The sequence below is a fragment of the Paenibacillus sp. FSL R10-2778 genome, from assembly GCF_038593035.1.
Classification (GTDB): domain Bacteria; phylum Bacillota; class Bacilli; order Paenibacillales; family Paenibacillaceae; genus Paenibacillus_AQ; species Paenibacillus_AQ odorifer.
In genome coordinates, this window is record NZ_CP151956.1 from 3,733,115 (window position 1) to 3,749,126 (window position 16,012).

The 16,012-nt window shown below is 40.7% G+C and carries 17 protein-coding genes; 5 read left to right on the top strand and 12 right to left on the bottom strand.

Annotation, left to right across the window (positions count from 1 at the left end; translation table 11 throughout):
* Positions 1–5: 5 nt before the first annotated feature.
* Together NST40_RS16515 and NST40_RS16520 are read right to left on the bottom strand one after the other, a co-directional pair.
* Positions 6–929, bottom strand: coding sequence for a ketopantoate reductase family protein (locus tag NST40_RS16515; protein ID WP_339243656.1), 924 nt, complete (start codon positions 927–929; stop codon positions 6–8).
* Between the two features lie 255 nt (positions 930–1,184).
* Positions 1,185–2,957, bottom strand: a complete 1,773-nt coding sequence (locus tag NST40_RS16520) for an ABC transporter substrate-binding protein (protein WP_248548704.1) — start codon at positions 2,955–2,957, stop codon at positions 1,185–1,187.
* A 143-nt stretch (positions 2,958–3,100) separates the two neighbouring features.
* Between NST40_RS16520 and NST40_RS16525 the strand changes: the two genes are divergently transcribed.
* Positions 3,101–4,345: an MFS transporter gene (locus tag NST40_RS16525; RefSeq protein WP_076126732.1), complete on the top strand. Its 1,245-nt coding sequence runs from the start codon at positions 3,101–3,103 to the stop codon at positions 4,343–4,345.
* 163 nt (positions 4,346–4,508) lie between these two features.
* On the opposite strand, the gene NST40_RS16530 is transcribed toward NST40_RS16525, so the two are convergent.
* A complete protein-coding gene (locus NST40_RS16530; protein WP_341002923.1) occupies positions 4,509–5,465 on the bottom strand; it encodes a WYL domain-containing protein in 957 nt (318 codons plus the stop codon).
* A 111-nt stretch (positions 5,466–5,576) separates the two neighbouring features.
* On the opposite strand from NST40_RS16530, the gene NST40_RS16535 reads away from it, so the two are divergent.
* Positions 5,577–6,512 (top strand): Gfo/Idh/MocA family oxidoreductase, encoded by a 936-nt coding sequence (locus tag NST40_RS16535; protein ID WP_342409731.1) that lies wholly within the window; start codon positions 5,577–5,579, stop codon positions 6,510–6,512.
* 356 nt (positions 6,513–6,868) lie between these two features.
* On the opposite strand, the gene NST40_RS16540 is transcribed toward NST40_RS16535, so the two are convergent.
* The 7 genes from NST40_RS16540 to NST40_RS16570 all read right to left on the bottom strand — a co-directional run bounded on the left by NST40_RS16540 (position 6,869) and on the right by NST40_RS16570 (position 12,053).
* Positions 6,869–7,339 carry a DUF3889 domain-containing protein gene (locus NST40_RS16540; RefSeq protein WP_342409732.1) on the bottom strand — a complete coding sequence of 157 codons (471 nt, stop codon included), beginning with the start codon at positions 7,337–7,339 and terminating at the stop codon, positions 6,869–6,871.
* Positions 7,340–7,535: 196 nt separating this feature from the next.
* Positions 7,536–8,162, bottom strand: a complete 627-nt coding sequence (locus tag NST40_RS16545; RefSeq protein ID WP_076217733.1) for a type 1 glutamine amidotransferase family protein — start codon at positions 8,160–8,162, stop codon at positions 7,536–7,538.
* 109 nt (positions 8,163–8,271) lie between these two features.
* Positions 8,272–9,234 (bottom strand): YafY family protein, encoded by a 963-nt coding sequence (locus NST40_RS16550; RefSeq protein ID WP_076190218.1) that lies wholly within the window; start codon positions 9,232–9,234, stop codon positions 8,272–8,274.
* A 558-nt stretch (positions 9,235–9,792) separates the two neighbouring features.
* Positions 9,793–10,605 carry a hypothetical protein gene (locus tag NST40_RS16555; protein ID WP_342409733.1) on the bottom strand — a complete coding sequence of 271 codons (813 nt, stop codon included), beginning with the start codon at positions 10,603–10,605 and terminating at the stop codon, positions 9,793–9,795.
* Between the two features lie 248 nt (positions 10,606–10,853).
* The gene (locus tag NST40_RS16560) at positions 10,854–11,105 is read right to left on the bottom strand and encodes a hypothetical protein (RefSeq protein ID WP_081387525.1); all 252 of its coding nucleotides are present in this window, start codon (positions 11,103–11,105) and stop codon (positions 10,854–10,856) included.
* A gap of 48 nt (positions 11,106–11,153) precedes the next feature.
* Positions 11,154–11,579 carry a hypothetical protein gene (locus NST40_RS16565; RefSeq protein WP_076217730.1) on the bottom strand — a complete coding sequence of 142 codons (426 nt, stop codon included), beginning with the start codon at positions 11,577–11,579 and terminating at the stop codon, positions 11,154–11,156.
* Positions 11,580–11,645: 66 nt separating this feature from the next.
* Complete coding sequence (locus NST40_RS16570) at positions 11,646–12,053, bottom strand: hypothetical protein (protein WP_256719014.1); 408 nt, start codon at positions 12,051–12,053, stop codon at positions 11,646–11,648.
* Positions 12,054–12,372: 319 nt separating this feature from the next.
* Here NST40_RS16570 and NST40_RS16575 point away from each other — a divergent pair, with 319 nt between their 5' ends.
* Positions 12,373–12,606, top strand: coding sequence for a hypothetical protein (locus NST40_RS16575; RefSeq protein ID WP_076217729.1), 234 nt, complete (start codon positions 12,373–12,375; stop codon positions 12,604–12,606).
* 29 nt (positions 12,607–12,635) lie between these two features.
* On the opposite strand, the gene NST40_RS16580 is transcribed toward NST40_RS16575, so the two are convergent.
* Complete coding sequence (locus NST40_RS16580; RefSeq protein WP_341002925.1) at positions 12,636–13,589, bottom strand: hypothetical protein; 954 nt, start codon at positions 13,587–13,589, stop codon at positions 12,636–12,638.
* Between the two features lie 169 nt (positions 13,590–13,758).
* Positions 13,759–14,031: a hypothetical protein gene (locus NST40_RS16585; protein WP_076277024.1), complete on the bottom strand. Its 273-nt coding sequence runs from the start codon at positions 14,029–14,031 to the stop codon at positions 13,759–13,761.
* 528 nt (positions 14,032–14,559) lie between these two features.
* Here NST40_RS16585 and NST40_RS16590 point away from each other — a divergent pair.
* Positions 14,560–15,105, top strand: a complete 546-nt coding sequence (locus tag NST40_RS16590; RefSeq protein ID WP_256719015.1) for a TetR/AcrR family transcriptional regulator — start codon at positions 14,560–14,562, stop codon at positions 15,103–15,105.
* 7 nt (positions 15,106–15,112) lie between these two features.
* The gene (gene map, locus NST40_RS16595) at positions 15,113–15,859 is read left to right on the top strand and encodes a type I methionyl aminopeptidase (protein ID WP_076277026.1); all 747 of its coding nucleotides are present in this window, start codon (positions 15,113–15,115) and stop codon (positions 15,857–15,859) included.
* Positions 15,860–16,012: the final 153 nt, after the last annotated feature.

A 16,012-nucleotide genomic window follows, 5' to 3' on the forward strand; every position in this document is an offset into this window, starting at 1 on the left:
ACAGATCATCTCATATCATTAACGCTTTCGTATACTTTCAAACGGGCATATACGGTTTCGAGAATAGGATACACAACTTGACCAGATACAGCCATCGCCAAAAGAGCACCATGCAGATGCTCAGCTTCCACTGGCAGATGTTTTAGCATATCCCTATGCATAGAGGAAGTAAATTCGGGTGGGACCGAATCCATCTTTTGCATCGTAGCAGTCACCATATCTGCTCCAACAGGCATTCCTGCACTTTGCGCTATACTCACGATCTCATTCAGAAGCTGTTCATAAATAGTACGCGCTGTAGATGAGGCTAAAATGGGTCCAACCGAGCTATCCATTAAAGTTGTAATCCCGCTTAAACTAGCTACGAATATATATTTCTGCCACACTTCGCGCTGAATATCAGAGCTTAGTATCACAGTGAAACCTGCTTTATCCAAATGACTGAGAAGTTTCTGCGTTCGTTCTGACTCCCCACCCGCCCATTCACCAAACACAATACTATGAAAAGAACTACTTTGTATGATAGCTCCATTAGAACCTAACGTTGTCTCGATATAACAAAGACCACCCAGTACCTTTTCTGCTCCAAAATGCTGCTGCAAAATACCAAAATGTTTATACCCATTAAGGAGCGGGAGAATCATAGTCTGTTCACCGACGAAAGGGGTAAGATCCATCATCACCTGAGGCAAATGATAGGCCTTCACTGCAATAATAATACAGTCAAAAGGCTCTGCCTTCTCCCCATATGTAATCGTCCGAACGGGAGTCTTAAAGTCACCATGCACACTTTTTATTGCCAGACCCTCATCTTCTAACTGCTTTTGTTTAGTAGAACGGACTAGAAAAGTTACATCTTCCCCTTTTTGAACCAGACGCCCTCCAAAATAACCACCAATAGCTCCTGCACCCACGAATAGAAAACGCATGTAAGTCTCCCCTTTTTTCACCTAATTTTTAACAAATAAAAAGACCGCTTAGCTTATCCGCTAAACAGGTCCGAATGGCAAAAAAAGAGTCAAGTATCGACCGTTCTTTTGTCTCGGTCCATACGGATCTGAGCAAAATCCAACGAGTTCACCTCCATGGCTACAAATAAATTACTATTCTTAAATCTGATCCATCTAGAGCGCCATTCGATTCTATCGATACAGCCTCCCTGGAAAGTATAACAAAAGAAAACCTTAAAGCCTAGTTTTAATCCATAACTTAGAGATGTCCAGAAACCCGAAGGAACCGGTGTGCAGACCAAACAGGCTTTGATTTAGCTGAGCTTTTTTATTCATATGACAGCCATGTAGCACCCAGTAATTGTCTCGAAGAATCTCCTCTGCTTGATTCAGTAGTTTCACCCGTTCATCCTTTGGAGATTCTGTGAAAGGACCTAATACCTTCGAAAACAATGAAATCTGGTCCTTTCTAAGCAAAGAGAATAAATAATTAGATTTATTATTAAAGTAGTTAATCATTCCCCATTGCCAATCATCTTCTAAAACCTCTTCAGCAAGCTGGATCTCGGCTGTTGTCTGTATATGATCTGCCTTAAATTCATTGAAAAAATATAACTCAATTTGCAAACCTACGGAGGCAGCGCGTGTTTGGAGCCATAACGCTTCTTCTCGTTCTTCTTTTTTATCCTTAGTTGCTAAAGTAATGACTTCTCCCTGATACCCGTTTTCCGCTAAAAGCGCTCGGGCATGTTCCAAAGTTGGATCTAGAAGCTCTCTCTTACTGCTCTCCCATGGCAAAAAGCTATCTGCTGGAGTGATACGATTGCCACCCAATTCTTTTATTAAAGCCGTTCGACTGTAAAGGATACGGATCACTTGGCGAAACCATAGCTGCTGATGAATTCCCTCTCTATGAAAATTAAACAGAATATATCTGCAGCCTAAGGCTGGGTAATCTATACTGTGATTGCTGATGATATCAGGTAAAAGTTCCCCATGTTCAGGATCTGGCAGCTGGTATTGGCGTTCATTAGAAGCCTCTTTTGGCAAATACCAAATCTCAACACGATCCAGAAGCGGCCGAATTCCGAAATAAAAATCAAAAGCTGCGAGCACCAAAACATCCTCATTCAGATCCAATAAACGGTAGGGACCTGTACCGCTTACTTCACTAGTGATGTCTATATCGTAAGGGAGAATGGACATGTGAATACAACTGAACAGATGCAGAAAAAAGAGATTTGGACGTGACAACACAAACCGGATTCGATGATCTCCTTCAACCTCTACTCGTTCGATATCCTTATAAAGGCTAACCGCAGGGCTGTTCAAGTCGATAAGCCGTTGCAGCGTCTCTTTTACATCTCTCGAGGTCATGATTCTTCCGTGATGAAAGCGCACCCCCTTACGGAGGTAAAAAATATAACTTGTATGGCCCTCATTAGCTTCCCACATATGGGCCAAACCAGGAAGAAAGGTATCGGTCGTTGCGTCATAAGTAACTAGTGTGCTATAGATCTGACCCAGCAAATAGGATTCAAAAGCGGTGTATACATAAGCAGGGTCCAGTACTTCCATATGCCGGTTACGGGTAATCCGCAGGACGTCCAGCCCTGAGGTTGACTCTGCTTCACTACGGAAACCCATCTGTTTATTTAACATCGTTAACAATCGTTCCTTTAAGGGACCGGTCACCTGATCGCTGCTCATCAATTCGATAGCTTCTTTTATCTTGCCTTTACTAACTAACTCCTGAAAGCTATCCTCGAATACCTCATCAATACTTTTTAAAAAAGTAAGTTGAGAGATATGCCCCCTGCCTCTCCCCGGCTGCCATTGAATATATTCCTGCTCTTCCAGTTTCCGCAGCACGAATTTAACATTACGTGGAGTGCAAATCAGGATCGAAGCCAATAAATCTATCGTCACAGGAACAGGTTCATTCACTTTGAAGGAACTAGTAACGCCTGCTGCTAAACATAAAAAATGATTACTTATCTGGTCCAAATGGTTCACTCCTTTAAAGGTGAAATGATCAATGTAATTCTTACACTTTTCCTTCCCCCTTTTATCATTATAATTATACATAAATCAACAAGGAATATGCAGCAACAATATTAGAGCAATAAGACTAGGAGATCGTAATCATTATGAATCAGCATCTAAGGCACATTCACCCACTAGCCTGGACAATTATCATCGGCACCATGTTCGGACGTCTGGTGACCTCGATGAGCATCCCGTTCTTATCCATCTATCTAACCCAAGTTCTCGGAGCTTCCCCGACACAAACAGGGATTACGGTCGCGGTTAGCTCGCTGGCAGGCGTATTGGCCAGTTTTTATGGCGGTTATATTTCTGATATTGTTGGCCGCAAAATCGTCATGTTAATCTCGGTATTTGGCTGGGCAGCCGTCTTCTTCGGATTCTCAGTGGCTCAACATCTATGGGTATTTTTCCTGGTGAACACCTTGAACGGCTTATGTCGATCTGTATTCGAGCCTACTTCACGGGCACTTTTGTCCGATATTACACCACCCGAGAGTAAGCTGCTTGTCTTTAATCTTAGATATGCAGCAATTAATCTTGGTGTAGTATTTGGTCCAATCATTGGGCTACAGCTTGGCTCTGCGGAATCAACTTTTCCTTTTCTAATCGCAGGAATCGTATATGTTGCATATGGAATTGTATTATTCATGCAATTTAAGGCACATCGTTCAAGCATGCCCGCCCGTACACAAGCTCAAGCACCACGTTTACTCGAAGCTTTGACAATCACCGGTAAAGACCGTGTGTTCCTACCTGTACTTCTGGGTACCATCTTTTGTGTGTTAGGATACGGTCACTTCGGCTCAACAATGGCTCAATATTTAGCGATGAATACGCATTTCACCAATGGTGGGCAATTGTTCTCCTATATGTTGTCACTGAATGCTATAACCGTGTTAGTAGTGCAGTATCCCATTGTACGAACGGCAAGTAAATTCCCGCCGATTGTCCCTTTAATCCTTGGGAATATCTGCGTTGCACTTAGTCTTCTCTTAGTGGGGCTTGCAGGTGGTGTGGCTCTATTAATGATCAGTGTAGTTCTGTTCACTATAGGGGAAGTCTTACTCTTTACGATGATGGATATGTTGATCGATCGGATTGCCAAACCTGAAATGAAAGGGACGTACTTTGGTACGATTGGCTTTAATAATTTAGGGAGTGTTATGGCACCTATCTTCGGGGGGGTGTTGTTAGACCATTATGGCGCTCAGAATGGCCTTGCGATCTTCGTACCGTTGGCTTTAACAACAGCTTTTGGTCTTCCTTTTCTTCTCGTAGCGCACAAAAGACTTGTTGCCAGAGAGAAATTAACACTTGGTGTTGAAACTAGAGCAATAAAAGGATAACTTATCTAATTAAATATGTCATTTACTGGATCATATTCACCTTAGTTAACATAATCATTATTATGTTAACTAACTATATGAATTAATTCATTTATCAGAAAATCGGGACCGTATCTTTGCAGAATATGCAATAGCTACGGTCTCTTTTACATAGAAAAAACGGTTAATCATATATTCCCTGCAGAAAACTCAACTGACCTTTCACATATTGCCTTAGCTCTAAGGGCTCAATGATTTCGGAATGTCCTATTATGCTCCAGATATTAGCACATGCACTTTCATAACCAAACATATTCACCTTTAAAATGAATGCATCCCCTTCTTCCCTCATTTCCATGACCTCTAGCTGAGATAAAGAAGACCTTGTTCTCTTATCGGCTCTAATCACAACAGGATAGACCTCTTCCTCTTTACAAGCTTGCTTAAAAACCTGTCCCTGCTGCTTCCAGTGCTCTTCTAATGAAAAATCCATAGGTATAGAGTACTCTTCTTCCAAAAGCTGCGTAGAGGCAATTCGCTCACATTTAAATGTGCGGATGTGCTTAGCTTCTTCACAGTAGGCTATAAGATACCATTCCTCTTTTTTCACCACAAGACCATAGGGCTGTAATTTCCTGCATGATATTTCTCCGCTAACCTTTTGGTACGCAATCTGTAGTTTCTGAGATCGCCAAACAGCTGTCCGAATAGATTCCAGACAGGGAATTTCTATTCGTTCTGTCCACCAAGGTGTGTCATCGAAATAAAAGCGTTTTTGCGCTTTCTGAATGTCAGGTTGGTAGGATGCGGGCAATGTTTTTTCTAATTTCAACAGCGTCGTTTTCAGCTTAAGACCCGATTCAGAATGTCCCCCAGAATAGATGCCCATACCTGTTAAATATAGATTGATTACATCTTCACCATGTAACTGCTTCAGGTTAACTGTGTATCCCTCCATTAAGGAGATGCCACCATTGGGCCCCGACATAGACAACAAAGGAATTCCAGCTTCAGCTAGCACATCAATATCTCTATAGATTGAACGTACAGAGGTCTCCAAGGCTTGAGCTAGTTCATTGGCCTTCATTTTCCCTCTCGATTCCACTAATAATAAAATAGCAATCAAACGATGCAAGCGCATGAGAACCTCCGAGCTTTTCTTTTTTATCTAGTATACTTCAAAATTCTTGCCATGATGTTGTCAGCAATAACAGGTTATGATTAGTTCATTACATAAAGGGAGCTGAAACATATGAAAATTGCCGTATTAGGAACAGGGTTCGGAGCTTATCATGCAGAATTATTGACGAAAAATGAGCGTGTAGACAAAGTTATTGTTTATGGTAGAAATGAAGCTAAGCTGCAAAATTTAAAACAAACGTTAGGCGTTGAGATTACCACAAATATAGAGGATATCATGCTTGATACCACGATTGATGTGATCGATATCTGTCTGCCCGTGACTTTACATAGACAGTATGCCGTTGAGGCGCTTAAGCATGGAAAACATGTATTCTGTGAGACCCCCGTATGCTTTAACACTGAAGATGCCCTTGCGATGAAGGAAGCAGTACAACGGTATGGTAGACGAATCCTCGTGAACCAATTTATTAAATTTGATCCTGCGTACAAATATTTATACGAAACCACTTCTAAAGAGAAATATGGAAAGCTTTTAGCCTTCACCTTAAAAAGAGAAACGTCTCCTCTCTGGGGGGATCTCGGACTTCATTCTATCTCCACAATTCTGATGATTCACGAACTTGATTTTGTAACGTGGCTGCTTGGATCGTTAGAAGAATACTTTGTGTGGGGAACCGATGGTGGACGAAGTGAACAAGCTTTAGTGCGTACCCATTTTCAGAAAACGAATGTCTCCGCAGAGATCGTTGTATCCTCACAAATGCCAACGGGTTATCCTTTTTCCGTAGGGTATGAGGCTTATTTTGAACAAGGAAAGCTAGTCTATCAAGAAAGTGACGACATGAACGGCACGGTTGAAGGATCATTAATTGAATATACCTCTGCAGGTAAACAGCAACTTTTGTTAGAACAAGCTAATCCTTTTGAAAAGAGTATTACGCATGCTCTCCAATGCTTAGAGGAGGGTTCTACATCAATAATCGAGTTAGACTATGCCTTACAAGCTATGGAATTAGCAATAAAAATAGAAAAAAGGCTTGTGTAAACATAGGGGTTGGTGTTAGGTATCCTTTTTCATGGGTTTTGTTTGTGGGGTTGTAGAACTTATGGAATTAGTGGATAGTAGCTAGGGAGAGGAATAGGTTTTGAGTTTTCTATTGTGAATTTTTCATATGTTGAAATTGTAGAATAAAGTAGTAAATTCAGTCCTTTTTGGTACACTATGGTTAGTTCTTGTTCATAAAAAGCTGTTATTTCACAGCATTTTGGAGGGGTTTCATCCTTGGGATTAAGGTCGTTCAATTAGAGGATAAGTTAGCTGAACAGGCTGCCTATGATCTCGGCAGTCTGTTGTCATTGTACTATCGTGCCCCATTAGCGTAATCGCGAGATTTATTAAATCTAACGATTAGTTTCAGAAAACTGAATCGATTGGATTGTATCAGTTAGCGGGTCAAATTGGATCGATACAAAAACTCCAAACTCGTTACCTGCTTTGCTTCTAATCCATAGTTTGAATTTCTCTTCAGACTTTTTAGGTGTTAGTTCAGTACGACCAATGTGCTTATAATCAATTATGACTGCATTGTATCGTTTTTGTGTTTCCTCTACTGCAATTTTGCCCCATTTTGCGTATTCAGGCGCAGCCTCTACTGTAACAGTAGAAAAATTAAGTATCGCCAAAAATGATATCAGTATTTTTTTCATAATAACCGCCCATCTGGAGAAGTTTTCAGTAATATCTCCCACTTTATCCAAATGTATTCTTAGACAACTTAACGCCAGCGTACAGTCTACAACTTTATTTTTAAATTTATCAAGATCTAGATTTAGGAAAGTCAGATATAATAAAGGGTTCCACATATTAGTCATGACTAATATGTGGAACCCTTTATGCTTAACTATCGTACTCCGTTAGGATTTCTGTGGAACGAATATTTTAAATCGCGTTGTTACTCATACGGCATCTTGTCCTTACCCATATATAACACACTGTTATATATGGGTAATAGATGTAAAGTCGTTGGGTGTTCCATTCTTGTATATTTACCTGACACTCCCATATCTTTTATTGTATTGAATTCATCAACTCATAGTAATATTTAGAATCACTAGTCTTATATAGGCTATACCAAGCGTCTAATGTTTTTGGAGAAAACACATCCAAAGCTTTCAAGATGTGTGCAGAAAATTCCAACGGAGCTATCCCAGATGCTGTGATCAGTTTTCCATCAGTTACAGCAGACTCCATTTTATAATGCTTTTCTCCTGTATAAGTGGGACAGATCATTTTAAGGTATTCCAGATCATTGCTTGTATGCCCACGTGAATTCAGCAATCCTGTCTGGGCAAGTCCCATTGTAGCACCACAAATCGCTGCAACCCATATACCTTCCCTTAAACACCTTTCAGCGATTTTTAAGAGGGGGTGGTGAATGGTTTCTGTCCATGTATCTCCACCGGGTAAAATCAATAGATCGGATCTTTCAATACTGCAATCATCCAATTTGATGTCAGGCAATATTTTCAATCCGCCCATTGTAGTTATTGGAGTCTTATCAATTCCCACGGTAACTATTTTTGATGGGGCCAGCCCCTTTTTATAATATCTTCCCGAGTTCAGTTCGGCAGTTAAGTAACCTATTTCCCAGTCTGCCATTGTGTCAAACACATAAAGATATACCGTATTATTCATTTGCAAGTTCTCCCTATTTTACAATTCATCAAGTGATACCAACCATCGGTAATCAATGATTATCATCATTATAAAATGACTTCACTGACATCCGCTGTCAGTAAAGTTTTTAAAGTTGATAATATTCCATTAACTCCGACACAACACCAACAAGTTTTTCCTTCAAACTCTGTGGTTCGATTACTTGAATGGATTTCCCGTAGGATAAGAGAAAATTAGGAACATAGGTATGAATTGATTTTTCCTCAAGTAAAAAGATTGCTTGATTTGATGTACGCTCTTTCAGATGATGCCCCAAAAACCAATGCAGACATAAGTCATCCAACGCCTCTGACCTACCTTCGATAATTAAAGCAATTAACCCGTCCTTGCCGACTAAATCAGGTAATAGATTTCGCAAAAAAAATTCCCGAGCCAAAAAAGCTTCGGAACGTTTAAATATGTTTTGAGTCCGCTTGATTTGTAAAATCCGTTCTACCCGAAAGCTGCGGATCTCATTTCTCAGGTGGCAAAATGCAACAATATACCATTTATTGTTCCAGTACACCATTCCATAGGGATCTATCACCCTAGTCTTGGGTTGATCATCACGGCGTGTGTGATAATCAATTTCTACAGAGAATTCGTTTGCTACAGCTTGCTCCAATTCCGCCAATACTGGCTGAATAGAAGGGTCTCCCCTACGGTTTATAACTTCAAATCCGGCTAAATGATGGCTGAGAACACTTTCCTGTTCCTGATTCGAATACATTTTCAATTTGGATGTCGCATTACCTAAAGCCTCACTCAAAGGGTATCCCGCTTCTTTTGCAAAAACAGCAGCATGAAGAAGTGCTTTTTTTTCTTCAATATCAAATAGCAGAGGTGCTCTGATAAAATTATTCAGTAAGCTATACCCGCCATTATGACCAGTGTCGGATATTATAGGCACTCCACTGGCACTTAGCGCATCAATATACCGATAGACTGTCCTTATATTTATTTCTAACTTTTCGGATATTTGTTTTGCGGTCATTTTAACACCCGAATTCAGCATCCATAGGATTGCCAGCATATTATCGTTTTTTGGCATCACATATACCTCATCTTTTATTAGGATCGCTCAAAATTATTTGTTTTGCGAATCGCCTGCATCCCTTTATTCATCAATCTTGCAGCCTTTCAATCCTAACGTAGCATTCAATGTGTGTCGACTCCCGTAACTTAAGAACAATCTGCAATTTTTAACATTGCTGCTCTTAGCTCAACTCAACATTCTACTTTACCACAACTTGTGATACAGTTCACCGCGCTGTTTGTAACGGTAAATTTTTGGGCCATCCTTTGCAGAATGCTCTTTCTTTGATCCGCTAGGTTCCAATTGCCCTAACCGCCGTTCAGGGGACTAAAGAATATACACAGCATATACATCACCTGGAAGAATGGATATTCCCAGTTTCAATAAACTTGAGTGATGCGTATAGCCTTTACCAAGTAGACAGTTAATAACGCCTTTACACAAAAACAAACTTACCATGCGTCTGCTCATGAGCAGTAACGCACGGTAAGTTCCATCAATAATAACTCTTTATTTGGTAATATGTTGTATTTTTATGAAAATATCTTCCTTCTTCATTTATTTATGCCGTCATCAGTATTTAAGCTCAATATCCTTCCACATGGTATTCCCATCCTTGTCGAAGCCTGTCATCTCGGTAGCGCTCATCAATTCGCCTGTTTTGACATCAAAGAAAGCGCTCATTCTCAAACTATCATTCTCACGATTAGGAGAATTCGGCGAGATACCCATAACTCTTAGCAGCAGACGTGTTTTGGAGGAGTTAGGATCAGTATTATACCCGCTGATAGTAAAATGATACCCCTTGATCCAGTCATCTGCTATAGCAGGATTTCCTGGTTTCATCCCCAGTCTCTCAACAGCTTGTTTAACTGCATCGGAAGAATCAATTTGAATATCAGATATCGCATACTGTCCTTTTACAAGTAAATTCTTATCGTGCTTTTTCACATCAGTCTTAATGGCCATTCCATTATCGATCTTGATATAAATAAAAACATTCCCTTTCTTGCTGCCAAATTCGAGATTCCAAGCATCTCTTGTTCCATCCGAACCATCGGTTCGTTCCTGGGAAACAGAAGTGTCATCCGTGCTTGTTATGTTAATAAGTAATGGCTCTTCTTCCGTCAGCTTCTTCGCCTCTGAGTACCCAAGGCGCAGTGCCTCCATCGCGGTTACGCTCTTCTTTTCATTGGTTCCCTTATTCGTTATTGTGGCAGCTGGTTTCTCTGTCTCGTTAATCATCTCACTGGTTGTTGTGGCGGCCTGTTCCTCTGATTTGTTAGAAGAGCCGTCGAAAAGAATATTTTTCATACTGAAGAATAGAACGACCATCATCACAATCAATGTAATTAAGGCTATGCTAACATATTTTCTCTTACGCAAGGCTGCTTCTCCTTAGTTAATGAGTATAAGAAACTTTGGTTACGCCATAATTAACTGCTGAAGTAGTTTCCGTACTGTCCACACAATGACGATTAAATTTTCCAATTTTTAACACACCAAAATCATACAATAATGTTTCCTTAAATGCAATTCTAGTCGCATATTTTAAAATAACGGCTATTATTTACATTAACTCGAAACGAAATTGATCCTAGCTCACTGGTTTCAAAGGTTAAACTTGCCCCTATTTATGATACGGTTCTCCTTGCATCACCAACTGGTAAACCACTTTCCGAAAAATCATCGTCCTCCAGAAACCAGAAGACGATTTTTTTAAGGGTCGTTCTATCGCTTTCCATGTGCACTTCTTTTATCAATGCACGAAGTAATGCTTTCTTCTCCTCATTCGACGTATCATTGAACAACTCGTTAAATTGTTTCAATGCTTCATGAACCATGTCCTTATTGATATGTAACTGTTTGAAATTGATTTTGAGCAAATGAAAACCGCCCCCAAAACAGCAGGCGGTCAACCAAAACTATTTCATTCACCAGTAGTTTAATACAGAACCGATGTATCCGATTTGTAATATTGGATTTACAACAATGGAGGTTGTGATTAACATATTAACCTTTTGCTCTACTGTTATATTATTAACACCTCTCCAGCGCACAATCATTTTCATTAACACTTGTAACATAATGAAAAACAAATTGAATGCTACGAAGAAATAGCTCTTTATGAATGTTTTGGTGTCATAAACACCGAATAGATAAAAATCAAACGACCTATCAATATGATAATCGTTGTATAGACTAAACGTAATACTAAGAATTAGAAGTACATAACTCGTAGTGATGGACCATTTTAATAACCTTATATGGTCCCCGTTTGCAGCTCTATTAATTAATAATCCAGCTATTATGAAACATATAGTTCCTCCACCAACAATAGCTATTTCTTTAATTTCCATTAAACTCCCCTACCTATTAACATCGCATCTGTATTGTATACGTTCTAATCATTACTCTGTTCCATATTAACTTAAAGACTCCGCATTCGAGTTTAAGCCCAAAATTTCAATCACTTCGACTTGTCCCAACCTTCTTGAACCTGCCATGAAATAACCAATGACTCCAACTTTAATTCGATTTATGTGTACCTCTCTTCTCATCTCGGGGAAAAGTATCCACATTCTTGCAGTACCTTGTTTAGGCACCAGAAGATTTCTATCTAGAATAATGCTTCCGCATTTATCTTCAAATTCAGGATGAATTGCAAATATGCCAGTCTCTTTGATGTCGTCTCCGTCATATGCAAAATCACAACGCAATCCCTGGAACACGGGATGCTTTCTTCCACCCTCTTCTTCGGAATAAATCAGATATTTAATACTAAAATCCGGAGGAAGATTTCTAACCTTCTCATACGGAACCCACACTTCCATGACACAGCACCCTTCTTATCAACCAAAAACTTACATAAATAAAATGTACCATAAAACACTGCGTCATATAACTATTTGTCAGTTCAACAATACCTTAGCATCATTGACTCGGAGCCTCTGCTAGACACTGTATGTCAGCCCAGCCGCCATTCCCTTTAGGACGCTACGCTAGGGGTCTGACAGCAGGACAGCCTACAATGTCCGCCCCTCCACATCAATGAACCGCTCCGCTTGCAAACTCCATCACATAATTTGACGCAATTATTGACTTTCCAAAAATTTAAGTTATTTTATCTTCGACGAAGGAGGTGAATAGCCAATGTTCTATACCAATGATATGGTCTTTGTATCTTGCAGAGCTACTAAAAATGATAAATTTGCTATCTATACATTTGTGGACTTAGCGAGTTGGGAAAGATATCAGTTCCTCGGTAATCAGAATCTTACGAAGGATATCCCTGATAGGTCAAAGGTCGTTGCGTCGTTTACTCTATCAAAAAAAGACACCGGATTTAGTGTCTTTGTACATGCGATTACTGAAGTTAGTGAATAAATAAACAGATAGGCAAGGGTCTAACTTGCTTATCTGATTTTACTTGAATCCGAAAGAATATAGTCCATGTATTGTGCTTCTAATTTTTCACGCTTTAGTAGATAGCGGTCTTTAAGATAATCTACTAAATCATACTCTGAAAATGCTTCAAAACACTCTTTATATTTCTTCTTACTTTCCCACGTTAGATTACCCCATTCATTTTCATGATTGATTAAATAAAACATCATTGCTCGCGTTCTGATATCATCCACAGCTTTGTAGTTGGGTTTGTATATCTTTAGCCCTCGAAATACATTGTACTCCGAAAAAGCGTTAAGGTTTGTTTCAACTAGGGCTGCCTGACCTTCAAGCTTAAACTCCACTCGCCACCAATTTTTCTTAGTTTCAAGGAGATTTTCCTCTTCTCTTGAAACCTCTTCTGGGTTCATACTCAATTTTGCTTTACGTTCCAACAGCTTATTGTAAATGGTAACCCTATAATCGGATTCTTGAGAGCCAATATTCAGCGTCTGTAATTCCAAGCCCCTACCTCTTATATACATTCGCTTTCTAGGATGGTTATCCTCGATAAACTGATACTCTTCTAAATTAAGTTCTATGTCAAAAGCCAAATCTATTCTGGTCGCAGATACATCAGACAATAAAGGAAGTATTTTTCTTTTTAAAAACTGTATTTCTTTTGCTGTTAACTTATTTGGATTGAAATCAAGACGAAATGAACGCGCATCTTTAAATTTAAGTTTATCTATGATTTCGAAAAAACACTTATCGTAAAAAATAAAACCTGACGGTGTTCTTGTTTTATTACCTTTAGTAATTCTGATGTCATATTTATAGTTATCTAATAATTTTTGAAATTTGTCAGGACCTTTATAAGTCCAGTTTCCTAATAATGTTAGTCTATCAATGCTTATTTCAAACACATTCGGTTTCTTATCGTTATCAAACACTTCAAGCCACTTCTCTATCTCTGATTTCAAGACACCACTTCACTTCTTCATAAAAGGCACTTCGGTAAAAATCTGAACCTAACCGGCTATTAGAGTGTGCCGGCTTTTTTAAAAACGGAAACAATAAAGTGTTTTTAAGTTGTTTATGGCGTCTCATCGCGTAAGGAGACGCAAACACCTAAAAACACATATTGGTTTCTTAAACTATTTCAAGCACTTGTTTTAAACTGTATAATGCTGCGTAACCTCTGTATCCAGACATTCTTAAAAATCCGACGATGGTTAACTGCTCTTTTTGTTCTGCTGATAGGTTAATCTTAGCCAGATTTTTTATCTCCGCTAATGTGCACATATCAATAACGTCCATATCTGGCTCTTCATCTTTTGTGAAATCATAAATTGGCTTTTGGCTGTTAATCACATCTTGCTTAAGATACATCCCGTACTTATTCGGTTGTATTCCCTCGTTCACACATTCACCTCCTTCCTCATATTTGCAGGTAAGTTTTTCAAATCCTACTTCACTTTCAAAAAAAGTCAACAAAAAAAGAGAGGCTTTACGCCCCTCCACCGAATACGGTATGTTACTATCTCTTTACCACCTCATCAATTCCTACTTCCATATGTCAGATGATAACACAGGCAATTCAACTCTCCGCTTTACCACTACTTGTGATACGGTTCACCGAGTCTGATCTTAAACTAAGCTGCCCGTAAGTGAATAAGTTAACATTCATTCCCTCGAATCCTTTGATAGACATCCGCATAGGAAAACTTAAGTTGTTCTCGCAACTTTTTATTTTCTTTTTCGAGCTTCTTCATCTTTCGTTTTAACGACGCAATGATGGTGTCCTTGTTGTTTTCATCGAACGCCAACAAATAATTGCATTTCTCCGCCTCATGCGTTACACTCTTTACATTGACAAATTTGCAGGTCTATAAAAAGGAGGTTAACGCGCCCATGTGCCCCCGTACCAAAGAACAAAATGAGCTCATACGCATGCAGCGCAGAGAACAGATCCTCGACTTCGCCGCGCGCACCTACTTCCTTACGGGCGGAAGCTTTGATATTCGCGATGTCGCCCGCGAGGCTGGTCTCGGTTATGGCACGGTATACCATTATTACCCCAACCGGCATTTACTAATAGAAGATGTGCTGAGCAGCGGATTCGAGCGATGTGAGCAAGCCCTGACTCAATGGGCGAACATCAGCCGGGACACCCCTGACGACAGGCAGTTGTTAACGTATTGCAAGTCGTTACTCCGGTTGTGGCAGTCAGATGCCCGCGCATATCTCGTCTACAAAATGGCGGCGGAGCATTATACAGGCTTGCCAGAAAAAGATCGGCATCCTGCCAAAAGACGATTCACGGAAAGACTGTATGTTCCACTCCAATCGATCATCCAGCGCGAAGACGACAGCGTCGACCTTATGCTTGCCGTGTTGGTCAGCTGCTGCGGTCTGCACTACTATGCGAACACTTCCGAGTTGGACATCGATCGAATTGCCCAGCTCGCGATGCAAGCTATTACAAAGGAGTCCTAATACAAACATGGTTATCTTAAAAAGCAAGTATGAAATCGAAGCCATACGCAAGGCATGCCAGGTTGTGGCCGAATGCCATCGCACAATTGCCCCGCTCATCAAACCGGGCATCACAACGAACGAGATTGAGCGCATATTCGAGGATATTATTTTGAAGCACGGCGCCAAACCATACACGAAGGGCTACAATGGCTATCAATATGCGACTTGTGCCTCCGTCAACGACGTAATTGCACATGGCTTCCCTACAAATAAGCCACTTGAGGAAGGCGATATCGTGACGATCGACACGGTAGCGGAGCTCGACGGCTGGCTCGGCGATTCAGCCTGGAGCTATGCGGTCGGGAAGATCTCACCGACGGCTGAGAAGCTGATGCGCGTCACGAAGGAGTGCCTTGACCTCGGCATCGCGCAGGCACAGCCCGGCAATCGGCTCGGTGACGTGACGAGCGCAATCCAGCGGCATGCCGAATCGAACAACTTCGGTGTCGTGCGCGACCTTCTCGCTCATGGCATCGGTCGTGACCTTCACGAGGAGCCGACCTATATGCATGTCGGCAAGCCCGGCAAAGGCCCCCGCATCAAGGAAGGCATGGTATTCACGATCGAGCCCATGATCACTGAAGGCACCTACAACATGACAATTGACCAGGACGGCTGGACCGCCCGGACGCTGGACCGCAAGCTCGCCGCCCAATACGAGCATACGATCGCCATCACCGCTGAAGGACCACAAATCCTGACCGCGCAATAGAACAATTAGAAGCCGACCAACGAGAGGGTCGACTTATTTTTTATTTATTGAGCAGAAAACGAATGGCCCGCGGACCGATTGAATTCTTAATGCGAAAAAGATGCGAAAAATCCCCCTCAATCTGAGGGGGGGTTCTATCGCAATGCATTACGT

Coding starts and splice junctions, on each gene's coding strand:
- NST40_RS16515 (WP_339243656.1), bottom strand. CDS start 929: ATGCGTTTTCTATTCGTGGGTGCAGGAGCTATTGGTGGTTATTTTGGA.
- NST40_RS16525 (WP_076126732.1), top strand. CDS start 3,101: ATGAATCAGCATCTAAGGCACATTCACCCACTAGCCTGGACAATTATC.
- NST40_RS16530 (WP_341002923.1), bottom strand. CDS start 5,465: ATGCGCTTGCATCGTTTGATTGCTATTTTATTATTAGTGGAATCGAGA.
- NST40_RS16535 (WP_342409731.1), top strand. CDS start 5,577: ATGAAAATTGCCGTATTAGGAACAGGGTTCGGAGCTTATCATGCAGAA.
- NST40_RS16540 (WP_342409732.1), bottom strand. CDS start 7,339: ATGACTAATATGTGGAACCCTTTATTATATCTGACTTTCCTAAATCTA.
- NST40_RS16545 (WP_076217733.1), bottom strand. CDS start 8,162: ATGAATAATACGGTATATCTTTATGTGTTTGACACAATGGCAGACTGG.
- NST40_RS16550 (WP_076190218.1), bottom strand. CDS start 9,234: ATGCCAAAAAACGATAATATGCTGGCAATCCTATGGATGCTGAATTCG.
- NST40_RS16565 (WP_076217730.1), bottom strand. CDS start 11,579: ATGGAAATTAAAGAAATAGCTATTGTTGGTGGAGGAACTATATGTTTC.
- NST40_RS16570 (WP_256719014.1), bottom strand. CDS start 12,053: ATGGAAGTGTGGGTTCCGTATGAGAAGGTTAGAAATCTTCCTCCGGAT.
- NST40_RS16575 (WP_076217729.1), top strand. CDS start 12,373: ATGTTCTATACCAATGATATGGTCTTTGTATCTTGCAGAGCTACTAAA.
- NST40_RS16590 (WP_256719015.1), top strand. CDS start 14,560: ATGCAGCGCAGAGAACAGATCCTCGACTTCGCCGCGCGCACCTACTTC.
- map (WP_076277026.1), top strand. CDS start 15,113: ATGGTTATCTTAAAAAGCAAGTATGAAATCGAAGCCATACGCAAGGCA.